The following is a 15,572-nucleotide window of genomic DNA, read 5'->3' on the forward strand; positions in this document are numbered from 1 at the left end:
CCGGGAACCGTTGTCAATGCCCCCTACAGTGACGCTGTGGCCGAACCGAACAGGATCGATCCCGGGGTGGTCGCGGGCATTCTCGACGAGGTGTACGCGGCCTGCCGAGACGACACCTCCGGCGCGCCCGCCGACTACATCCCCGAACTCGCCGCCGTCGCACCGGACTCGTTCGGGCTGTGCCTCGCCACCGCCGACGGGCTGGTCTACCGGGTCGGCGACACCGATGTCGGGTTCACCATCCAGTCGATCTCCAAGCCGTTCACCTACGCGCTCGCCCTGGCCGACCGGGGACTCGACGAAGTCGCCCGCCACATCGATGTGGAACCCTCGGGCGAACCGTTCAACGAGATCGCGCTCGAACCCGACACCCAGCGCCCGAGCAACCCGATGATCAACTCCGGGGCGATCACCGCCGCCTCGCTGATCGAGGGGCCCGACGAGTTCGAACGGGTGCGGGACTGCTACTCGCGCTTCGCCGGACGCGAGCTGCGCGTGAACGACGCTGTGTACCAGTCGGAATCACGCACCGGATACCGCAACCGGGCGATCGGCTACATGCTGCGTTCGGTGGGGATCATCGACGTGGACCCCGACGCCGTCGTCGACCGCTACTTCCGCCAGTGCTCGATCGAAGTGACCTGTGCCGACCTGGCAGTGATGGCGGCGACGCTGGCCGACAACGGCGTGAACCCGGCGACGCACGAGCGGGCGTTGTCGACGGCACTGACCGAACGGGTGCTGAGTGTGATGACCACCTGCGGCATGTACAACGCGGCGGGCGACTGGGTGACCACGGTGGGGCTACCCGCCAAGAGCGGGGTGGGCGGCGGGATCATCGCGGTGCTGCCCGGGCAGCTCGGCATCTCGGTGTACTCGCCACGCCTGGACGGTCAGGGCAACAGTGTGCGCGGAGTGGCGGCATGCCGGGAACTGTCACGGCGGCTCGAACTGCACTTCTGTCACGTGACCCGGTCCGCGCGCACCGCCATCCGCGCCGAGCACTCGGTGTCGGAACTGCCCTCCCGGATGCGCCGCTCCCCCGACGACGCCGCCGTGCTCGCCGCGCACGGTGACCGCGCCCGCGTCTACGAACTGCACGGTGACCTGCTGTTCTCCGGCGCCGAACGGGCGGTCCGGGCCATAGAGGCCGCCTCGGGCGAGCTCGACGCGCTGGCGATCGACCTGCGCCGGGTAGGTGAGGTGAGCGTGGTGGCACGCGGGATGATCGACGCGTTGCAGGCCGAGCTCGTCCCGGCCGGGGTGCGGGTGGCGCTGGTCGATCCCGACGCCAAGCTCGGCCACGACGTGTCGAGCCTGCGGCCCGACGACCCGCGCGGGCGGGTGTTCATCGATCGCGATACCGCCACCGAATGGTGTGAGGACATCGTGCTCGCCCGGCACCGACCACCCGGAACACACCCGACCACCTCGATCGCCCTCGACGAGCACCCGCTGCTGGCCGAGCTCGATCCCGACGACCGCGCCCGGCTGGCCGCCGATTTCGGCGAGCGAACCTTCGCCAGGGGCGAGACGATCGCCGAACGCGGTGATCAGCGCTCGGGGCTGTACCTGATCCTGGACGGGCGGGTGCGGCTCACCTTCCCCGGCACCGACGGGCGGACGCACCGGCTGGTGACCTTGTCGGCGGGGATGTCGTTCGGCGAGATACCGATGCTGGTCGGCAAACCGTTCGTCAACGCGGTGATCGCCGAAACCCAGGTGCGGGTGGCGGTACTGAGCCCGGCGGTGTTCGACTCGCTCACCGAGGTGCATCCGAAGCTCAAACTCGCACTGCTGCAACGGCTCGCGGCCGGTGCGTACGCCCAGATGGAAGCCACGGTGCGCACCATCTCCGGCACGCAGTGACCGGGCGCGGAACCCGAGGGCGCCGCGAGACGTTGGGCAGCACAACAGGCCCCGACCGACAGGAGCAGCGGTGAGCGAACGATCCTCTCAGCCGAGCACCACCACCTTCGGACGCGGCACGGTGCGCGCGATCCCCGATCTCATCCGCGTCACCCTGACGGTGGAATCGCGCGCCGCCACGGTCGCGGGCGCCTACGACCGGGCTGGTCAGCGGGTGAACGCAGTGGTCGCGGCGTTGCGCACGGCCGGGGTGCGTGACAGCGACATGGCGACCAGCGGGCTCAGTGTGCGCACCGAGACCGTCTACACCGACAACGGCCGCAACGAGATCGTCGGCTACCTCGCCTCCACGGGTCTCAGCATCGCGCTGCGCGAGGGCAGCGGTGCCGAACCCGCCGAGACCGTGGCCGCCGCGGTGAACGCGGGCGGCGACGACGTGCGCCTGGGCGGGCTCACCCGGGGCATCGCCGACCCCGCGCCACTGCTGGTGCAGGCCCGCGACGCCGCCTACGACGACGCGCTCGCCAAGGCCGAGCAGTACGCGACGCGCGCGGGTGTGCGCCTGGGCGCGGTGCTGCAGATCACCGAGGACACCTCACCCACACCCCGCGCCTACGACGTAAGCGCCGAGATGGATTCACCGATCATGTTCGCGCGCAGCAGTTCTCCGGTGCCGGTCGTGCCGGGCGAGACCGAGGTGGGCGCGAGTGTGCGGGTGACATGGGCGCTGGAATAGCACGCCCGCCATCGCGCCTTCCCCGACGAACCGACGGGAACTACCCGCACCTGGGTGCACCGCAGCCCAGGAGGCGTTGATCCGATGCGGTCGTCGGGTTGTCAGCGGTCGAGTAATGCGACGCATTCCACGTGGTGGGTGGCCGGGAAGGCGTCGAACGCGCGCAACTCGGCCAGGTGGTAACCCGCGTCGAGGTACAACCCCAGGTCGCGGGCGAAAGAGGCCGGGTCGCAGCCGATGTGGACGATGCGGCGGGGGTCGGCGTCGGCGACGGCGGCCACGACTTCCTTGCCCGCGCCCGCGCGTGGGGGGTCGAGGACGACCACGTCGGGGGTGGAGGTGGCCTCGCGAGCCCAGCGTTCGACCCGGCCCGCCCGCAACTGCACCCACGGCAGGTCCCGCAATGCGGCCGTACCGTCGGCGACCGCGGAGCGGGCCGATTCCACCGCCGACACCGCACCCGTCTGCCCGGTCTGCTCCCCCAGCCGCGCCGCGAAGACACCGACACCGCTGTAGAGATCCCAGCCCGAGCCACCCGGTTCCAACCCGGACCATTCGGCAACGAGATCCGAATAGCATTGCGCCGCACCATGATGCGCCTGCCAGAAGCCTGTGGCCGACAGTTCCCAGCGACGGCCCGCGACATACTCCACCGCCCGGCCGCTGCCCGCCAGCACCCATTCCTCGCGCGGCGCGTTGGTCGCGGACTTACGGGCGGCGGCCCGGTCACGGACCGCGCCACGGTCGTCGGCGACGGGGCGGCCGGATTCTCGGTGCCGTGCGGGACGTTGCCCACGTCCTCGGGACCCGCCGCGCGGGGTGGCGGGGCGGGTGCCCGGGCGGTCCGCCTCGGCGGCCGGAGCCAGTTCGACGATGTGGCGGACGCCGTCACCGTCCACGGCGATCACCAGGTCGGCGCCGGGTGTCCAGGATCGCTCGGCCACCCCGTCGAGTGCGCCCGATACCGGCTGCGGACAGCGCAGATCCGGGATCACCTCGGTGCTGCGGTAGCGGTGCACACCCGCGCGACCGGCCGCGTCGACCACCAGTCGCACCCTGGTGCGCCAGCCGCCGACGACCTCCTCGCCGATCGGTTCGACCTCGATCTCGCGCTCGATCCCGGCCAGCCTGCGCAGTTGCTCGGCCACCACGGTCGCCTTGAGCGCGCGCTGGGCGGCGGGGGTCGCGAAGGAGAAATCGCAGCACCCCGCCCCACCCGGCCCCGACACCGGACAGGTCGCGGGGACACGATCTGCGGAGGCCTCGATGATCTCCACCGCGTCGGCACGGCAGAACGAACCACCACGATCCTCGGTGACCCGGGCGCGCACCAGCTCACCGGGCAGTCCGTGCCGCACGAAGACCACCCGGCCCTCGTGACGGCCCACGCAGAACCCGCCGTGCCCGGGCGCACCGAGGCGCACCTCGAATTCCTGTCCGCGCCAATCACTCACAGCCACACACCCACTTCCGTTGTCGGCCGGGCACGCTCACTCGCGCCGCTCCGGCCGGTCGAACCCGCGACGCACCGAGCCCGGTGCGTTCACCTCGGCCGCCTGTTTGGCCCGCGTCGAAGACGACAACTGCCACGGCACACTGGTCACCATCACGCCCGGTTCGAACAGCAACCGGCCCTTCAACCGCAACGCCGACTGGTTGTGCAGCACCTGCTCCCACCAGTGACCGACCACGTACTCGGGGATGAACACGGTGACCACGTCGCGCGGCGCGTCCTTGCGGACGCGCTTCACATACTCGAGCACCGGCTTGGTGACCTCGCGATACGGCGACTCGACCACCTTGAGCGGCACGTTGATCTCGCTGTTCTCCCATTCGCGCACGAGCTTGCGGGTGTCGGCGTCGTCGACGTTCACCGTCACCGCCTCGAGCGTGTCGGGGCGCGTGGCCCGCGCGTAGGCCAGTGCCCGGCGCGTGGGCAGATGCAGTTTCGACACCAGCACGATGGAGTGGGTGCGGCTGGGCAGCACTCCGTCCCAATCGGATTCGTCGAGTTCGCGGGCCACCGAGTCGTAGTGCTTGTGGATCAGCTTCATCACGATGAAGATCGCGACCATCGTGATGATGGCGATGTAGGCGCCTGCGAAGAACTTGGTGATGAGCACGATCACCAGCACGGTGCCGGTGAGGGTGAGGCCGATGGCGTTGATGACGCGTGAGCGCTTCATCCGCGACCGCTCCTGCGGGTCGGTCTCCTTGCGCAGCAGGCGGGTCCAGTGCCGGAGCATGCCGGTCTGGCTGAGCACGAAGGACACGAACACACCGACGATGTAGAGCTGGATCAGCTTGGTGACCTCGGCGTCGAACAGCACCACGAATGCGATGGCGGCACCGGAGAGGAACAGGATGCCGTTGGAGAACGCCAGCCGGTCGCCCCGGGTGTGCAGCTGCCGCGGCAGGTAGCGGTCCTGGGCGAGGATCGAACCGAGCACCGGGAAACCGTTGAACGCGGTGTTGGCGGCCAGCACCAGGATCAGGGCGGTGACGATGGTGATGAAGAAGAAGCCGATGGGGAAGCCGTGGAAGACGGTTTCGGCGATCTGGGCGATCAGCGTCTTCTGGTGGTAGTCGGCGGGCGCGCCGACCAGGTTCGAGGTGTCGTGCGCGTAGACGACCCCGATCTTCTGCGCCAGGATGATGATGCCCATCAGCAGCGCGACGGCGATGGTTCCCAGCATCAGCAGGGTCGTCGCGGCATTGCGCGACTTGGGTTTACGGAAGGCGGGCACGCCGTTGCTGATCGCCTCGACACCGGTCAGCGCCGCGCAGCCGGAGGAGAACGCGCGCGCGATCAGGAAGGCGAAGGCCAAGCCGTAGAGGTGTTCGTCCTCGGCCTGGAGCCCGAAACCGGCGGAGACGGCCTGGATGTCGTCACCGAGCACGTAGGTCCGGAACAGGCCCCACCCGAGCATCACGACCATGCCGAATATGAAGGCGTAGGTGGGAATCGCGAAGGCCGTGCCCGATTCGCGCACACCGCGCAGGTTCATGGCCGTGAGCACCGCGATCGCGACCACCGCGAACAGCACCTTGTGCGTGTTGACGAACGGTATGGCCGAGCCGATGTTCGAGGCGGCCGACGAGATCGACACCGCCACCGTGAGCACGTAGTCGACGAGCAGGGCGCTACCGACCGTGAGTCCGGCGGTCGGGCCGAGATTCACCGTGGCGACCTCGTAGTCGCCGCCGCCGGAAGGGTAGGCGCGCACGTTCTGCCGGTAACTGGCGACGACCACCGCCATCACCACCGCCACGGCGAGACCGACCCACGGTGCGTACATGTACGCGGAGATGCCCGCCGCCGCCAGCACCAGGAAGATCTCCTCCGGCGCGTAGGCGACCGAGGACATCGCGTCGGAGGCGAACACGGGAAGCGCGATCCGTTTGGGCAACAAGGTATGGCCGAGCGAGTCACTGCGGAAGGGCCTGCCCAGCAGCACGCGTTTGGCCGCCGTCGTCAACTTGGACACCGGGCTGAGCATAGACGGGATCATCGATGTGTTCGCGCTCACGTGACCCGGCCGCCGACCGGGATGTCGAGGTTGTTTGCACCGCCTCGCCAGGGGGAAACTGGGCGGGGGAAGCTCCGGCGGGTACGGTCCAAGCCGGACGCCACGGGTTCGGCAAGGAACGAGGGTGCACGGTGTACGTAGTGATCATGGGGTGTGGGCGCGTCGGGTCGTCGCTGGCCCGCGCCTTGACCCGGGTGGGTCACGAGGTCACGGTGATCGACCGTGATCCCAGCGCCTTCCGCCGCCTCGGTGAGGGCTTCACCGGGCAGGAAGTGATCGGCGTCGGCTTCGACCGTGATGTGCTGACCCGCGCGGGAATCGAACGTGCCGACGCCTTCGCCGCCGTGTCCTCGGGCGACAACTCCAACATCATCTCCGCGCGCGTGGCCAGGGAGATGTTCGGCGTGGAACGCGTCGTCGCCCGGATCTACGATGCCAAACGCGCCGAGGTCTACGAACGGCTCGGCATCCCGACCATCGCCACCGTGCCGTGGACGACCGACCGTTTCCTGCGCACGCTGATCGGTGACAACTCCACGACCACCTGGCGCGAACCCACCGGCGCGGTGGCCGTCACCCAGCTCACGCTGCACGAGGACTGGTTCGGTCGCACCGTGCGCGACCTCGAACGCGACCTCGGCGTTCGGGTGGCGTTCATCCTGCGCTTCGGCCGGGGCCTGCTGCCCGAATCCAAGACGGTGGTCCAGGCCGACGACGTGGTGTACGTCGCGGCGACCTCCGGCAGTGTCGGTGAGGTGGTCGCGCTGGCGGCCAAGGCCCCCGTGAGCGAGGACTGAACATGAAGGTGGCCATTGCCGGGGCGGGTGCCGTCGGGCGCTCGATCGCCAGGGAACTGCTGCGCGGCGGGCATCGGGTGATGCTGCTGGAACGCCAGCTCGACCACATCGACCCGCCCGCCATCCCCGACGCGGTGTGGGTGCACGCCGACGCCTGCGAGCTGTCGCTGCTCGAGAACGCCGGGCTGGAAACCTACGAGGTGGTGATCGCGGCCACCGGCGACGACAAGACCAACCTGGTCCACAGCCTGCTCGCCAAGACCGAGTTCGGGGTGCGCCGGGTGGTGGCGCGGGTGAACGATCCGCGCAACGAATGGCTCTTCGACGAGTCGTGGGGTGTGGACGTGGCGGTGTCGACACCGCGCCTGCTCGCCTCGCTCGTCGAGGAGGCGGTGTCGGTGGGTGATCTGGTTCGGCTCATGACATTGCGCCAGGGCCAGGCCAACCTGGTCGAGATCACCCTGCCCGCCGACACCCAGCTGGCCGGTAAACCGGTGCGCAGCCTGGTCCTGCCGCGCGACACCGCGCTGGTGACGATCCTGCGCGGCGGCCGGGTGATCGTGCCCCAGGCCGACGACCCCTTCGAAGGCGACGACGAGCTGCTGTTCGTCACCTCGGTGGAGGCCGAGGAGGACCTGCGGCTCACCCTGGCCGGGCACGGCATCCGGCCCTGAGCCGCCCTCAGGCGGCGGCGAGCTGAGCGCGCAGCTTGTTGAGCGCGCGATGCTGCATCACCCGGACCACGCCGGGGCTGGTACCGATGGCCTCGGCGGTCTGCGCGGCGCTCCAGCCGAGCACGATCCGCATCATCAGCACCTCACGGTGATTCGGGGCCAGCACCTGCATCAGTTCGCGGGTCGCGGCACGCCGTTCGAAGGCGAGCGCCCAGTCCTCCGGGCCCGCTTCGGCGCTGGCGGTGTCGGGCATCTCGGCCATCGGATACGCGGTGTGCTTGCCCCGGCGGAAGGCGTCGGACACCTTGTTGGCGGCGATGCCGTACACGAAGGCCAGGAAGGACTTGCCCTGGTCACGGTAGCGCGGGATGGCGGCGACGGTGGCGATCAGGACTTCCTGGGTGACATCGTCGGCGGTGACCGTGAGGTGGCCGGTGGCACCCATCCGCGCCGAGCAGTAGCGGCGCACGAGGGGGTGGACCAGACGCAGGATCTCGGCGATCGCGTCGCGGTCGTTGCGGGCGGCGGGACCGATCAGGGCGTCGAGTTCGGCGCCGATGCGCCTGCTCTCCGACTGGGCTGAGCCGGGCTTGGAAGCTGCGCTTGCACGGTGCTCGGTTGCCATCATGGTCGCCGGTCCTCTCACGATCACTGCGTAATTCGGTATGCATTGATCGTGCGACGAACAGGCGGCGGCAACCAGGCACCCCAGGGTGGGTAGTTCCCCACCTCCGGCGGTACCCCTGCCCACCCTCAGGCGGAAGCGGAATCCCTTCCGACAGCGGACTTGTCGACGGGCAGGTGGCCCGCGCGACGCACCGCCCACACGGTGACCACCAGGGCGACCGCGGTCAGCGGCCAGCCCATCGCGATGCGGGCGATCGCGAGCCAGGTGGTGTGGTCGGTGTCGTAGAGCTGGGACTGCACCAGGTAGCGGGCGCCGAAGACGACGACCCACACGACGGTGGCCAGGTCGTAGAGCTTGCGCACCCGCGGATCGCTGCGCCATGCGGTGCCGTGGCCGTTGAGCGCGCCCCAGATCACCCCGACCAGCGGCCACCGGAACAGGATCGACAGCGCGAACACGCCCGCGTACACGAGGCTGGTGTAGATGCCGAACAGGAAGAAGCCCTTGGCCTCTCCCACCCGGTGGGCGATGAACGCGCACAGCCCGACGCCGAGGAAACCGGAGATGGCAGGCTGGACGGGGCTGCGTTGCACGAGCCGCCAGATCAGCACGCCCGCGGCCACGCCGAGGGCGGCCCAGATGGCGGCGGTGAGCCCGGCGAAGGTGTTCACCGGAACGAACACGAGCACGGGCAGGGTGGAGTAGATCAGGCCGCTGATGCCGCCGAGCTGCTCGAGCAGGGTCTGCTCGGCCTCGGCTGTCTCCTTGTCGACGTCGGGGTCGACGGGGTGGTCGGTGACCACCGGCAGGGCAACGGTGGCTTCAGGGTCCGCGGTGTGGCGGTACTCGTCGCTGGAGGGCATACGTCAGCTGTTCCCGCGCAATTCGTAGTAGGGGTTGAAGATCACTTTGCGGCCGTCGCGGTCGCCGACGCGGCCGCGCACCAGGATGCGCCTGCCCGGTTCGATGCCGGGGATGCGCCTGCGCCCGATCCACACCAGGGTGATGGCGTCGGTGCCGTCGAAGAACTCGGCCTGCACCGTGGCACCGGCCGCCTTCGGACAGGCCTCCACACTGCGCAGCCTGCCGACGATGGTGGCTTCCTCGCCGCGACAACAGTCCTTGGCTCGCCGGGCGCCCGAGGCGTCGGCGGTCTCGGCCAGTTCCTCGGCGTCGAGCTGATCGATATCGGCCGTCAGGCGGCGTCCGAGTCGACGAAAATATCCCGAGTCCGGGCCCGATCCCGACTTGTGTGAGCCCGTGGATGACGACATGGCACGCTTCTCCCGCTAGTTGGCCTTCAACGCCACTGTAGATGGGCAAACGCCGGGCCGCTACGCTCGGTCCGTGTTGCGCACCCCACCCCAGGTCACCGTGGTCGCCCTGCCCGGAACCGGCTCCGACGCCGATTTCGCAGCCCGTGCATTCGGACCGGCCGCGGCCGCTCACGGCCTGGAATTCCTTGCCGTCGAACCCGACCCGAAGGCCGTGATCGCGAGCTGTACCGCGGCTTTGCACACCGCCGCCGCGCGCGGACCGGTCCTGGCGGCCGGGATCTCGCTGGGTGCCGCGATCGCCTTACGGTGGGCCACCGGACATCGCGACGCGGTTGTCGGTGTCATCACAGCATTACCCGCCTGGACGGGCCCGGAAACCACCTCGTGCCCCGCCGCTCTGAGCGCCTCGGCAACCGCCGGGCAACTTCGCGCCGACGGTCTGGACGCCGTGATCGCCCGCATGCGCGCCTCGAGCCCGGCCTGGCTGGCCGAGGCTCTCACCCAGTCCTGGCGCGGCCAGTGGCCCGACCTGCCGCAGGCGTTGGACGAGGCGGCCGCCTACTCCTGGCCCACCGTCGAGGAACTGGCCGCCTGCCCCGTCCCGGTCGCGGTGATCGGCGCGGGCGACGACCCGGTGCATCCGATCGCCGTCGCCGAAGAATGGGCCGCGACGCTGCCGACGGCCGGATTGCGCCGGATCACCCTCGCCGAACTCGGTGCGAACCCGGCGGTCCTCGGACACACCGGGTTCACCGAGCTCGACCGCCTGTCGGCCGAAAAGATCTCGGCCGTAACCTAGTTCAGGCCGAGTTGCTGCATCGCCGAGCCGTCGGCGCCGCGCCGCGGTTCGTCGGGCAGCTTCGGCGGCACCGCCGAGGGCGGTGTCTGCGCGGCGGCGGCCTGCGCGGCCATGGCCTGCTGCTGGGCGAGCACCTGCTGCTGATGGGCGGCGGCGAGCTGTTCGGCCAGCTCCTGGGGCAGCACCACGGGCAGCGGGTCACGCACCGGCAGCGGCTCGGAGCCGCGCCGCACCACCGCGTCGGCCAGCACGGCCCGCGCGGCGGTGATGAGCGGGCTGCGATCGTCGACCGCGCCCGAGGGTCCCGCCGCGACCAGCCGGATCATCCAGCGCGGTCCGTCGACACCGATGAAGCGCAGATCGGCGCCCTCGGTGACCGCCTTCACCTCACGACCCCACGGGCCCTTCTCGATGGCGACGCTCGCACCGTCACCGCGCAGCGACTCGGCCAGGTCGGCCGCGACGAGGCGCCACTGCCCGGCCGACTTCGGCGCGGCGTACGCGGCCACGGTGAGCCTGCCGTGCTGGGTGGCCAGGTGCACCGCCTGCGGGGTGCCGTCGGGGCTCATCTCCACCTGCAGCTGCCCACCCTCGGGCACCGGGATGACCACCGAACCCAGATCGAGCCTGCGCGCGATCATGTCGTCGGTCACTTCGGTGATGTCGTACGGGCCGGCGGCGGCGTCGGGGGCATGGTCGAAGTTGCCGTAGATGCGCTCGTCGGTGGGAGCGTCGTCGAAATCGAGGTGGGCGAAGTCGGGGCGGCGGAACTCGTCGGTGTCGTAGTCGTCGGTGTCGGCGAAATCGTCGTAGTCGTCCGCGGCGTAGTCGTCGCCGTAGTCGTCGTAGACCGCGTCGTCCTCGCGCGGTGCGCGCTTCTTCTTGCCGAACAGACCCATTACGCCTCCTTGCCGGTCAGGCTCGCGTGCCCGCCGCTCGACCCGTAACCACCCGCGCCACGCACGGTTTCGTCCAGGTCGTCGACCTCGGCGAACTCGACCAGCTCCACCCGCTGCACGAGCAGCTGGGCGATGCGGTCGCCGCGGCGCAGCTCGATGGCGGTGCGCGGGTCGTGATTGATCAGGCACACTTTGATCTCGCCCCGATAGCCCGCATCGATCGTGCCCGGTGTGTTCACCACCGACAGCCCCGCCTTTGCGGCCAGGCCCGAGCGGGGGTGGATCAGGCCGACCGTGCCGACCGGCAGCGCGAGCGCGATCCCGGTGCCGACCAGCACCCGCTCACCCGGTTCGATGATCACATCCTCGGTGGTACAGAGGTCGACGCCCGCGTCACCCGGATGGGCACGCTTCGGCACAGGGATGCCGGGATCGAGCCGCCGCAGCGGAATCGGTGCAAGTGCGTTCACATCGGTCGAGACTACGCGCTCGGAGCCGGACCAGCGCGTCACGACCCTGCCACGATCGCCTAGTCTTGAACCGTGCCCGACCAGTCCCATTCTCCGACCACCGACGCCGCAGACACCGACGCCCGCGCGGCCGCCGCGCCCACCGCGTCGCCCTACCGGGAGCGCCTGTGGGTGCCACTGTGGTGGTGGCCGGTGGGCTTCGCGATCGCCGGGCTGATCGCCGCCGAGTTCCACATGGGCGCGCCCGGGCTGCGGGCCTGGTTGCCGTACGTGCTGATGGCACCGGTGCCCGTGTGGATTCTGTTGTGGATGAGCCGTCACCGGCTGGAAGTGGCCGTCACCCCCGAGGGAACGGCGGAATTGCGCGTCGACCGCGCCCACCTGCCGGTGAGCTTCGTCGCGCGGGCCGCGGCCGTCGCACCGACGGCCAAGAGCGCAGCGCTTGGTCGTCAGCTCGACCCCGCCGCCTATGTCCAGCACCGGCCCTGGATCGGGCCGATGGCATTGCTCGTCCTCGACGACCCGGACGACCCGACGCCGTACTGGTTGATCAGCACGCGCAGGCCCGACCGGGTCTTGGCCGCGCTCGGACTCCCGAGCGCGGGCTGACCCGTCTACCTCGCCGTGGAACGCGTCAGAGGGCGCAGTCCATGCAGATCATCTCGCCACCCTTCTCGCTGGCCAGCCTGCTTCGGTGGTGCACGAGGAAACAGCTCGAGCAGGTGAACTCGTCTGCCTGCTTCGGGACCACCCGAACGCTGAGCACCTCGTCGGACAGGTCCGCGCCGGGAAGCTCGAACGATTCCGCTGTGTCGGTCTCGTCGATGTCCACGACGGCGGACTGCGCCTCGTTGCGGCGGGCCTTCAGCTCCTCGAGCGAATCCTCCGACACTTCGTCGGATTCGGTGCGCCGCGGTGCGTCATAGTCGGTTGCCATGTCGTCTTCCCCTCAGTCCTTACTCCGTAAATACCGGATCAGTTCGATTGCCACGTCCCCGCAGGGAGACGGCGCTCGACCGCCCCGCCGGTGGTGCACCTCACACGTACACCGCTCGACTATCAGGTGGATCGTTGCTCGATCTACTCCGACAGCGTTCGGTTAACGCAGGACATGCCCTTGTTGTTCCCGCGACCGACCACCGTTTCACGGGTGATTATTCGATCTGGGCGGGCAGACAATAGCGGACCTACCGACAAATGTCGCAATCAAAACCCCGCCGCGACGAAACCGACGACGAATCTTCACCTGCCGGGAAACTCGCCGAGACCTCCCGCACTCGCGCACCGGCGGCGGACTCGTAGAGTGAGCGCGTGGTTTCACTGATCACCGAAGGCAGCGCGACCGATCGCGACGGCAAACCCTTTCCGCGACGGCGCCCCGAGCTGTGGCTCGCGATGGTCCTCGTGCTGGCTCTTGTGGCCCTGTTCGTGTGGGTGGCGGCGTTCCGCACCCGCGAGGACAACAACGAGCCGATGGCGTGCAACGCGCCGAGCACACCGACCGCGACCAACGCACCCAAGCCCGCACCGCTCGGCACCCGAGTCGGGCCCTCGCGCCTGGACGAGGTGGATCCGGCGGCGCTGTCGGAGTCCAAGGTGCGGGTGTTCAACGCCAACGGCAAGAGCGGACAGGCGGGCAACATCGCCTCCGCGCTCGGTGACCTCGGCTTCGCGAGCGCACCGGGGACACAGGTCGGTAACGATCCGGTCTATGTCAGCGGTGACCTCAACTGCACCGGCCAGATCCGCTACGGCGTGAACGGCAGGCCGGCCGCCGCCTCGGTGCAGCTGGTCGCGCCCTGTGCCGAACTGATCGAGGACCCGCGCACCGACGACTCGGTCGACCTGGTGCTCGGCCTGGCCTTCGGCGAGTCGCTGCGCCCGAGCGCCGACGCCGAAGCGGTCCTGCGCGCGCTGAAGAACCTGGCCCCCGGTGCCAGCTCGTCCTCCATCGACCCCGACCTCCTCGACGCCGCCCGCACCGTCAAGTGCTGAGGTATCGGCGGCTGGCGCCGCGGGTTTCTCGGCCCGGGGGGCCTCGATCTTCCCTCCCTGCGGGCACTCCTTCGTCGCACCCTCCGGTCAGTCCAGATCGAGGCGGCCGAGAAACCGGCCCCGGCTTCTCAGTCGGGTAGGGGTGTTGTCGCGCCGGTCTCGGTGAGGAGGGTGGCGAAGTCTTCGGCGATGCCGGGGGCGGCGACGAAGGTCAGTTCGCCCGCGGCACCGCCGACGGTGACCGGCGGGACGTGCACCACCGCGCCCGCTTCGGCGGCGATGAGGGCGCCCGCCGCCCAGTCCCAGGCGTTGAGCCCGTGCTCGTAGTAGGCGTCGAGGTGACCCGAGGCGACGTGACACAGGTCCATGGCGGCGGCGCCGAGGCGGCGGATGTCGCGAACCCGCGGCAGGATCTCGGTGAGCAGCCTCGCCTGGTCGGCGCGACGTTGGGTGCCGTAGGCGAAACCGGTGGCGACCAGTGCCACCGACAGCGAATCCTCTTGGGTGCAGGACAGTTTCGTGCGGGTGCCGTCGGCGGTGACGGCGAACGCCCCGCCGCCGCGCACGGCGCTGTAGGTGGTCGCGGTCGCCACGTCGGCCACCGCGCCCGCCACCGGGGCGCCGTCGATCACCGCTGCCACCGAGACCGCGTATCCGGGCAGGCCGTAGAGGAAGTTGACGGTTCCGTCGATCGGGTCGACCACCCAGGTGACGGCGCCCGGCGCGGTGGCAGCGACATCGCCGCCGCCCTCCTCGCCCAGGATCGCGTCGTCGGGGCGGCGCTGGGCGAGCAGGTCGCGGATCAGCTGTTCGGATTCGGTGTCGACCACGGTGACCGGGTCGGTGACGTGGCCCTTGGTCGCCACGGCACCGTCGACGGGTCCCCCGTCGGCGAACACCTCGGGTCGGCGGGCACGCACATGCGCGGCGGCGGTCTCGGCGAGCTCGACGGCGAGCTCGCGCAGTCGTTCGTCGGCGGCGGTCGTGGCGGGGGCAACGGAACTGTGTTGAGGCACCACGCCATCGGATCATATGCGGGAGCCCGAGCGAGCAGTGACTACCGCTACTCTTTGTCCGGCACATCGACCGCGTCAGGCAAGGGGTTCATCCATGTCCGCTCGGGGGCACGCATTCGGCATCGATATCGGGGGAAGTGGTGTGAAGGGGGCCGTGGTCGATCTCGACACCGGTCTGCTCACCCATGAGCGGCTCAAGATCGCCACTCCGCGACCCGCCACGCCCGAGGCGGTGGCGGCGGCGGTGGCCGAACTCGTCGCGCTGGCCGGCTGGGAGGGACCGGTGGGGATCACGCTGCCGTGCGTGGTGCTCGACGGACACGCCCGCACGGCCGCCAATATCGACCCCGCCTGGATCGGCACCGACGCGCGCGCCCTGTTCTCGGCCGCGCTCGGCGGGCGGACGGTGACGGTGCTCAACGATGCCGACGCGGCGGGGCTCGCCGAGGACAGCTACGGCACCGCCCGCGACCTGAACGGCCTCACCCTGCTGCTCACCTTCGGCACCGGGATCGGCTCGGCGCTGCTCTACAACGGCACCCTCGTGCCCAACTCCGAGCTCGGCCACCTCGTCGTCGAGGGGGTGGAGGCCGAGCACATGGCCGCCGCCTCGATCAAGGACCGCGACGGCCTCACCTACCCGGAGTGGGCGCAGCGGGTGAGCAAGGCCCTGATCCACATCGAGAACCTCTTCTGGCCGAAGGTGATCGTGGCGGGCGGCGGCATCAGCCGCGATCACGAGCAGTGGATACCCTTGCTCACCAACCGAACTCCGGTGATTCCGGCCGTGTTGAAGAACACCGCGGGTATCGTCGGCGCGGCGATGGCCATCGCCGGGGGCATCGCGCCGTAGCGCACGAGGACGACGCCGCAACGCCTGGA

At 69.9% G+C, this 15,572-nt stretch carries 17 protein-coding genes; 8 read left to right on the forward strand and 9 right to left on the reverse strand.

Going from position 1 to position 15,572, the window contains the following annotated elements; all coding sequences use genetic code 11:
- The first annotated feature begins 36 nt into the window (after nucleotides 1-36).
- Both glsA and NCO8_RS03445 read left to right on the forward strand, forming a co-directional pair.
- Entirely contained in the window at nucleotides 37-1,869 is a 1,833-nt protein-coding gene (glsA, locus tag NCO8_RS03440; RefSeq protein WP_084456457.1) for a glutaminase A, read from the forward strand.
- A gap of 70 nt (nucleotides 1,870-1,939) precedes the next feature.
- Nucleotides 1,940-2,605, forward strand: coding sequence for an SIMPL domain-containing protein (locus NCO8_RS03445; RefSeq protein WP_067636244.1), 666 nt, complete (start codon nucleotides 1,940-1,942; stop codon nucleotides 2,603-2,605).
- Nucleotides 2,606-2,706: 101 nt separating this feature from the next.
- Here NCO8_RS03445 and NCO8_RS03450 read toward each other — a convergent pair whose 3' ends face one another.
- Together NCO8_RS03450 and NCO8_RS03455 are read right to left on the reverse strand one after the other, a co-directional pair.
- Nucleotides 2,707-4,059: a class I SAM-dependent RNA methyltransferase gene (locus NCO8_RS03450; RefSeq protein ID WP_067636246.1), complete on the reverse strand. Its 1,353-nt coding sequence runs from the start codon at nucleotides 4,057-4,059 to the stop codon at nucleotides 2,707-2,709.
- Between the two features lie 36 nt (nucleotides 4,060-4,095).
- Nucleotides 4,096-6,093 (reverse strand): APC family permease, encoded by a 1,998-nt coding sequence (locus NCO8_RS03455; RefSeq protein WP_067636665.1) that lies wholly within the window; start codon nucleotides 6,091-6,093, stop codon nucleotides 4,096-4,098.
- Between the two features lie 173 nt (nucleotides 6,094-6,266).
- Here NCO8_RS03455 and NCO8_RS03460 point away from each other — a divergent pair, with 173 nt between their 5' ends.
- Together NCO8_RS03460 and NCO8_RS03465 are read left to right on the forward strand one after the other, a co-directional pair.
- A complete protein-coding gene (locus tag NCO8_RS03460) occupies nucleotides 6,267-6,932 on the forward strand; it encodes a potassium channel family protein (protein ID WP_067492859.1) in 666 nt (221 codons plus the stop codon).
- Nucleotides 6,933-6,934: 2 nt separating this feature from the next.
- On the forward strand, nucleotides 6,935-7,606 hold the full coding sequence (locus NCO8_RS03465) for a potassium channel family protein (RefSeq protein ID WP_067492857.1): 672 nt from the start codon (nucleotides 6,935-6,937) through the stop codon (nucleotides 7,604-7,606).
- A gap of 7 nt (nucleotides 7,607-7,613) precedes the next feature.
- Here the strand turns inward: NCO8_RS03465 and NCO8_RS03470 are convergent, their stop codons facing one another.
- The 3 genes from NCO8_RS03470 to NCO8_RS03480 form a co-directional block, all read right to left on the reverse strand.
- The gene (locus NCO8_RS03470) at nucleotides 7,614-8,252 is read right to left on the reverse strand and encodes a sigma-70 family RNA polymerase sigma factor (RefSeq protein ID WP_376739950.1); all 639 of its coding nucleotides are present in this window, start codon (nucleotides 8,250-8,252) and stop codon (nucleotides 7,614-7,616) included.
- A 107-nt stretch (nucleotides 8,253-8,359) separates the two neighbouring features.
- On the reverse strand, nucleotides 8,360-9,097 hold the full coding sequence (locus NCO8_RS03475) for a DUF3159 domain-containing protein (RefSeq protein WP_067636247.1): 738 nt from the start codon (nucleotides 9,095-9,097) through the stop codon (nucleotides 8,360-8,362).
- Nucleotides 9,098-9,100: 3 nt separating this feature from the next.
- On the reverse strand, nucleotides 9,101-9,508 hold the full coding sequence (locus NCO8_RS03480) for an OB-fold nucleic acid binding domain-containing protein (RefSeq protein WP_067492853.1): 408 nt from the start codon (nucleotides 9,506-9,508) through the stop codon (nucleotides 9,101-9,103).
- Nucleotides 9,509-9,581: 73 nt separating this feature from the next.
- Here NCO8_RS03480 and NCO8_RS03485 point away from each other — a divergent pair, with 73 nt between their 5' ends.
- The gene (locus NCO8_RS03485; protein ID WP_067636249.1) at nucleotides 9,582-10,310 is read left to right on the forward strand and encodes an alpha/beta fold hydrolase; all 729 of its coding nucleotides are present in this window, start codon (nucleotides 9,582-9,584) and stop codon (nucleotides 10,308-10,310) included.
- Here the strand turns inward: NCO8_RS03485 and NCO8_RS03490 are convergent.
- On the reverse strand, nucleotides 10,307-11,203 hold the full coding sequence (locus tag NCO8_RS03490) for a DUF3710 domain-containing protein (RefSeq protein ID WP_067636668.1): 897 nt from the start codon (nucleotides 11,201-11,203) through the stop codon (nucleotides 10,307-10,309). The two genes, NCO8_RS03485 and NCO8_RS03490, sit on opposite strands and share 4 nt — an antisense overlap.
- 5 nt (nucleotides 11,204-11,208) lie before the next feature.
- The gene (dut, locus tag NCO8_RS03495) at nucleotides 11,209-11,679 is read right to left on the reverse strand and encodes a dUTP diphosphatase (RefSeq protein ID WP_067492849.1); all 471 of its coding nucleotides are present in this window, start codon (nucleotides 11,677-11,679) and stop codon (nucleotides 11,209-11,211) included.
- 72 nt (nucleotides 11,680-11,751) lie between these two features.
- Here dut and NCO8_RS03500 point away from each other — a divergent pair, with 72 nt between their 5' ends.
- Nucleotides 11,752-12,288, forward strand: coding sequence for a DUF3093 domain-containing protein (locus tag NCO8_RS03500; RefSeq protein WP_084456461.1), 537 nt, complete (start codon nucleotides 11,752-11,754; stop codon nucleotides 12,286-12,288).
- A gap of 25 nt (nucleotides 12,289-12,313) precedes the next feature.
- Here the strand turns inward: NCO8_RS03500 and NCO8_RS03505 are convergent, their stop codons facing one another.
- Nucleotides 12,314-12,616 carry a DUF4193 domain-containing protein gene (locus NCO8_RS03505; RefSeq protein ID WP_067492847.1) on the reverse strand — a complete coding sequence of 101 codons (303 nt, stop codon included), beginning with the start codon at nucleotides 12,614-12,616 and terminating at the stop codon, nucleotides 12,314-12,316.
- Nucleotides 12,617-12,990: 374 nt separating this feature from the next.
- On the opposite strand from NCO8_RS03505, the gene cei reads away from it, so the two are divergent.
- Nucleotides 12,991-13,674 carry an envelope integrity protein Cei gene (gene cei / locus NCO8_RS03510; RefSeq protein WP_067492845.1) on the forward strand — a complete coding sequence of 228 codons (684 nt, stop codon included), beginning with the start codon at nucleotides 12,991-12,993 and terminating at the stop codon, nucleotides 13,672-13,674.
- Nucleotides 13,675-13,802: 128 nt separating this feature from the next.
- Here cei and NCO8_RS03515 read toward each other — a convergent pair whose 3' ends face one another.
- Nucleotides 13,803-14,693, reverse strand: coding sequence for an inositol monophosphatase family protein (locus NCO8_RS03515; RefSeq protein ID WP_281201932.1), 891 nt, complete (start codon nucleotides 14,691-14,693; stop codon nucleotides 13,803-13,805).
- A 91-nt stretch (nucleotides 14,694-14,784) separates the two neighbouring features.
- On the opposite strand from NCO8_RS03515, the gene ppgK reads away from it, so the two are divergent.
- Nucleotides 14,785-15,543 carry a polyphosphate--glucose phosphotransferase gene (gene ppgK, locus NCO8_RS03520; RefSeq protein WP_067636251.1) on the forward strand — a complete coding sequence of 253 codons (759 nt, stop codon included), beginning with the start codon at nucleotides 14,785-14,787 and terminating at the stop codon, nucleotides 15,541-15,543.
- The last annotated feature ends 29 nt before the right edge of the window (nucleotides 15,544-15,572 follow it).

The sequence above is a fragment of the Nocardia coubleae NBRC 108252 genome (genome assembly GCF_001612805.1).
Classification (GTDB): domain Bacteria; phylum Actinomycetota; class Actinomycetes; order Mycobacteriales; family Mycobacteriaceae; genus Nocardia; species Nocardia coubleae.

What these genes read in the sequence shown, in the direction of transcription:
- NCO8_RS03465 (WP_067492857.1), top strand. Translation starts at nt 6,935, where the DNA reads ATGAAGGTGGCCATTGCCGGGGCGGGTGCCGTCGGGCGCTCGATCGCC.
- NCO8_RS03505 (WP_067492847.1), bottom strand. Translation starts at nt 12,616, where the DNA reads ATGGCAACCGACTATGACGCACCGCGGCGCACCGAATCCGACGAAGTG.
- ppgK (WP_067636251.1), top strand. Translation starts at nt 14,785, where the DNA reads ATGTCCGCTCGGGGGCACGCATTCGGCATCGATATCGGGGGAAGTGGT.
- NCO8_RS03480 (WP_067492853.1), bottom strand. Translation starts at nt 9,508, where the DNA reads ATGTCGTCATCCACGGGCTCACACAAGTCGGGATCGGGCCCGGACTCG.
- NCO8_RS03475 (WP_067636247.1), bottom strand. Translation starts at nt 9,097, where the DNA reads ATGCCCTCCAGCGACGAGTACCGCCACACCGCGGACCCTGAAGCCACC.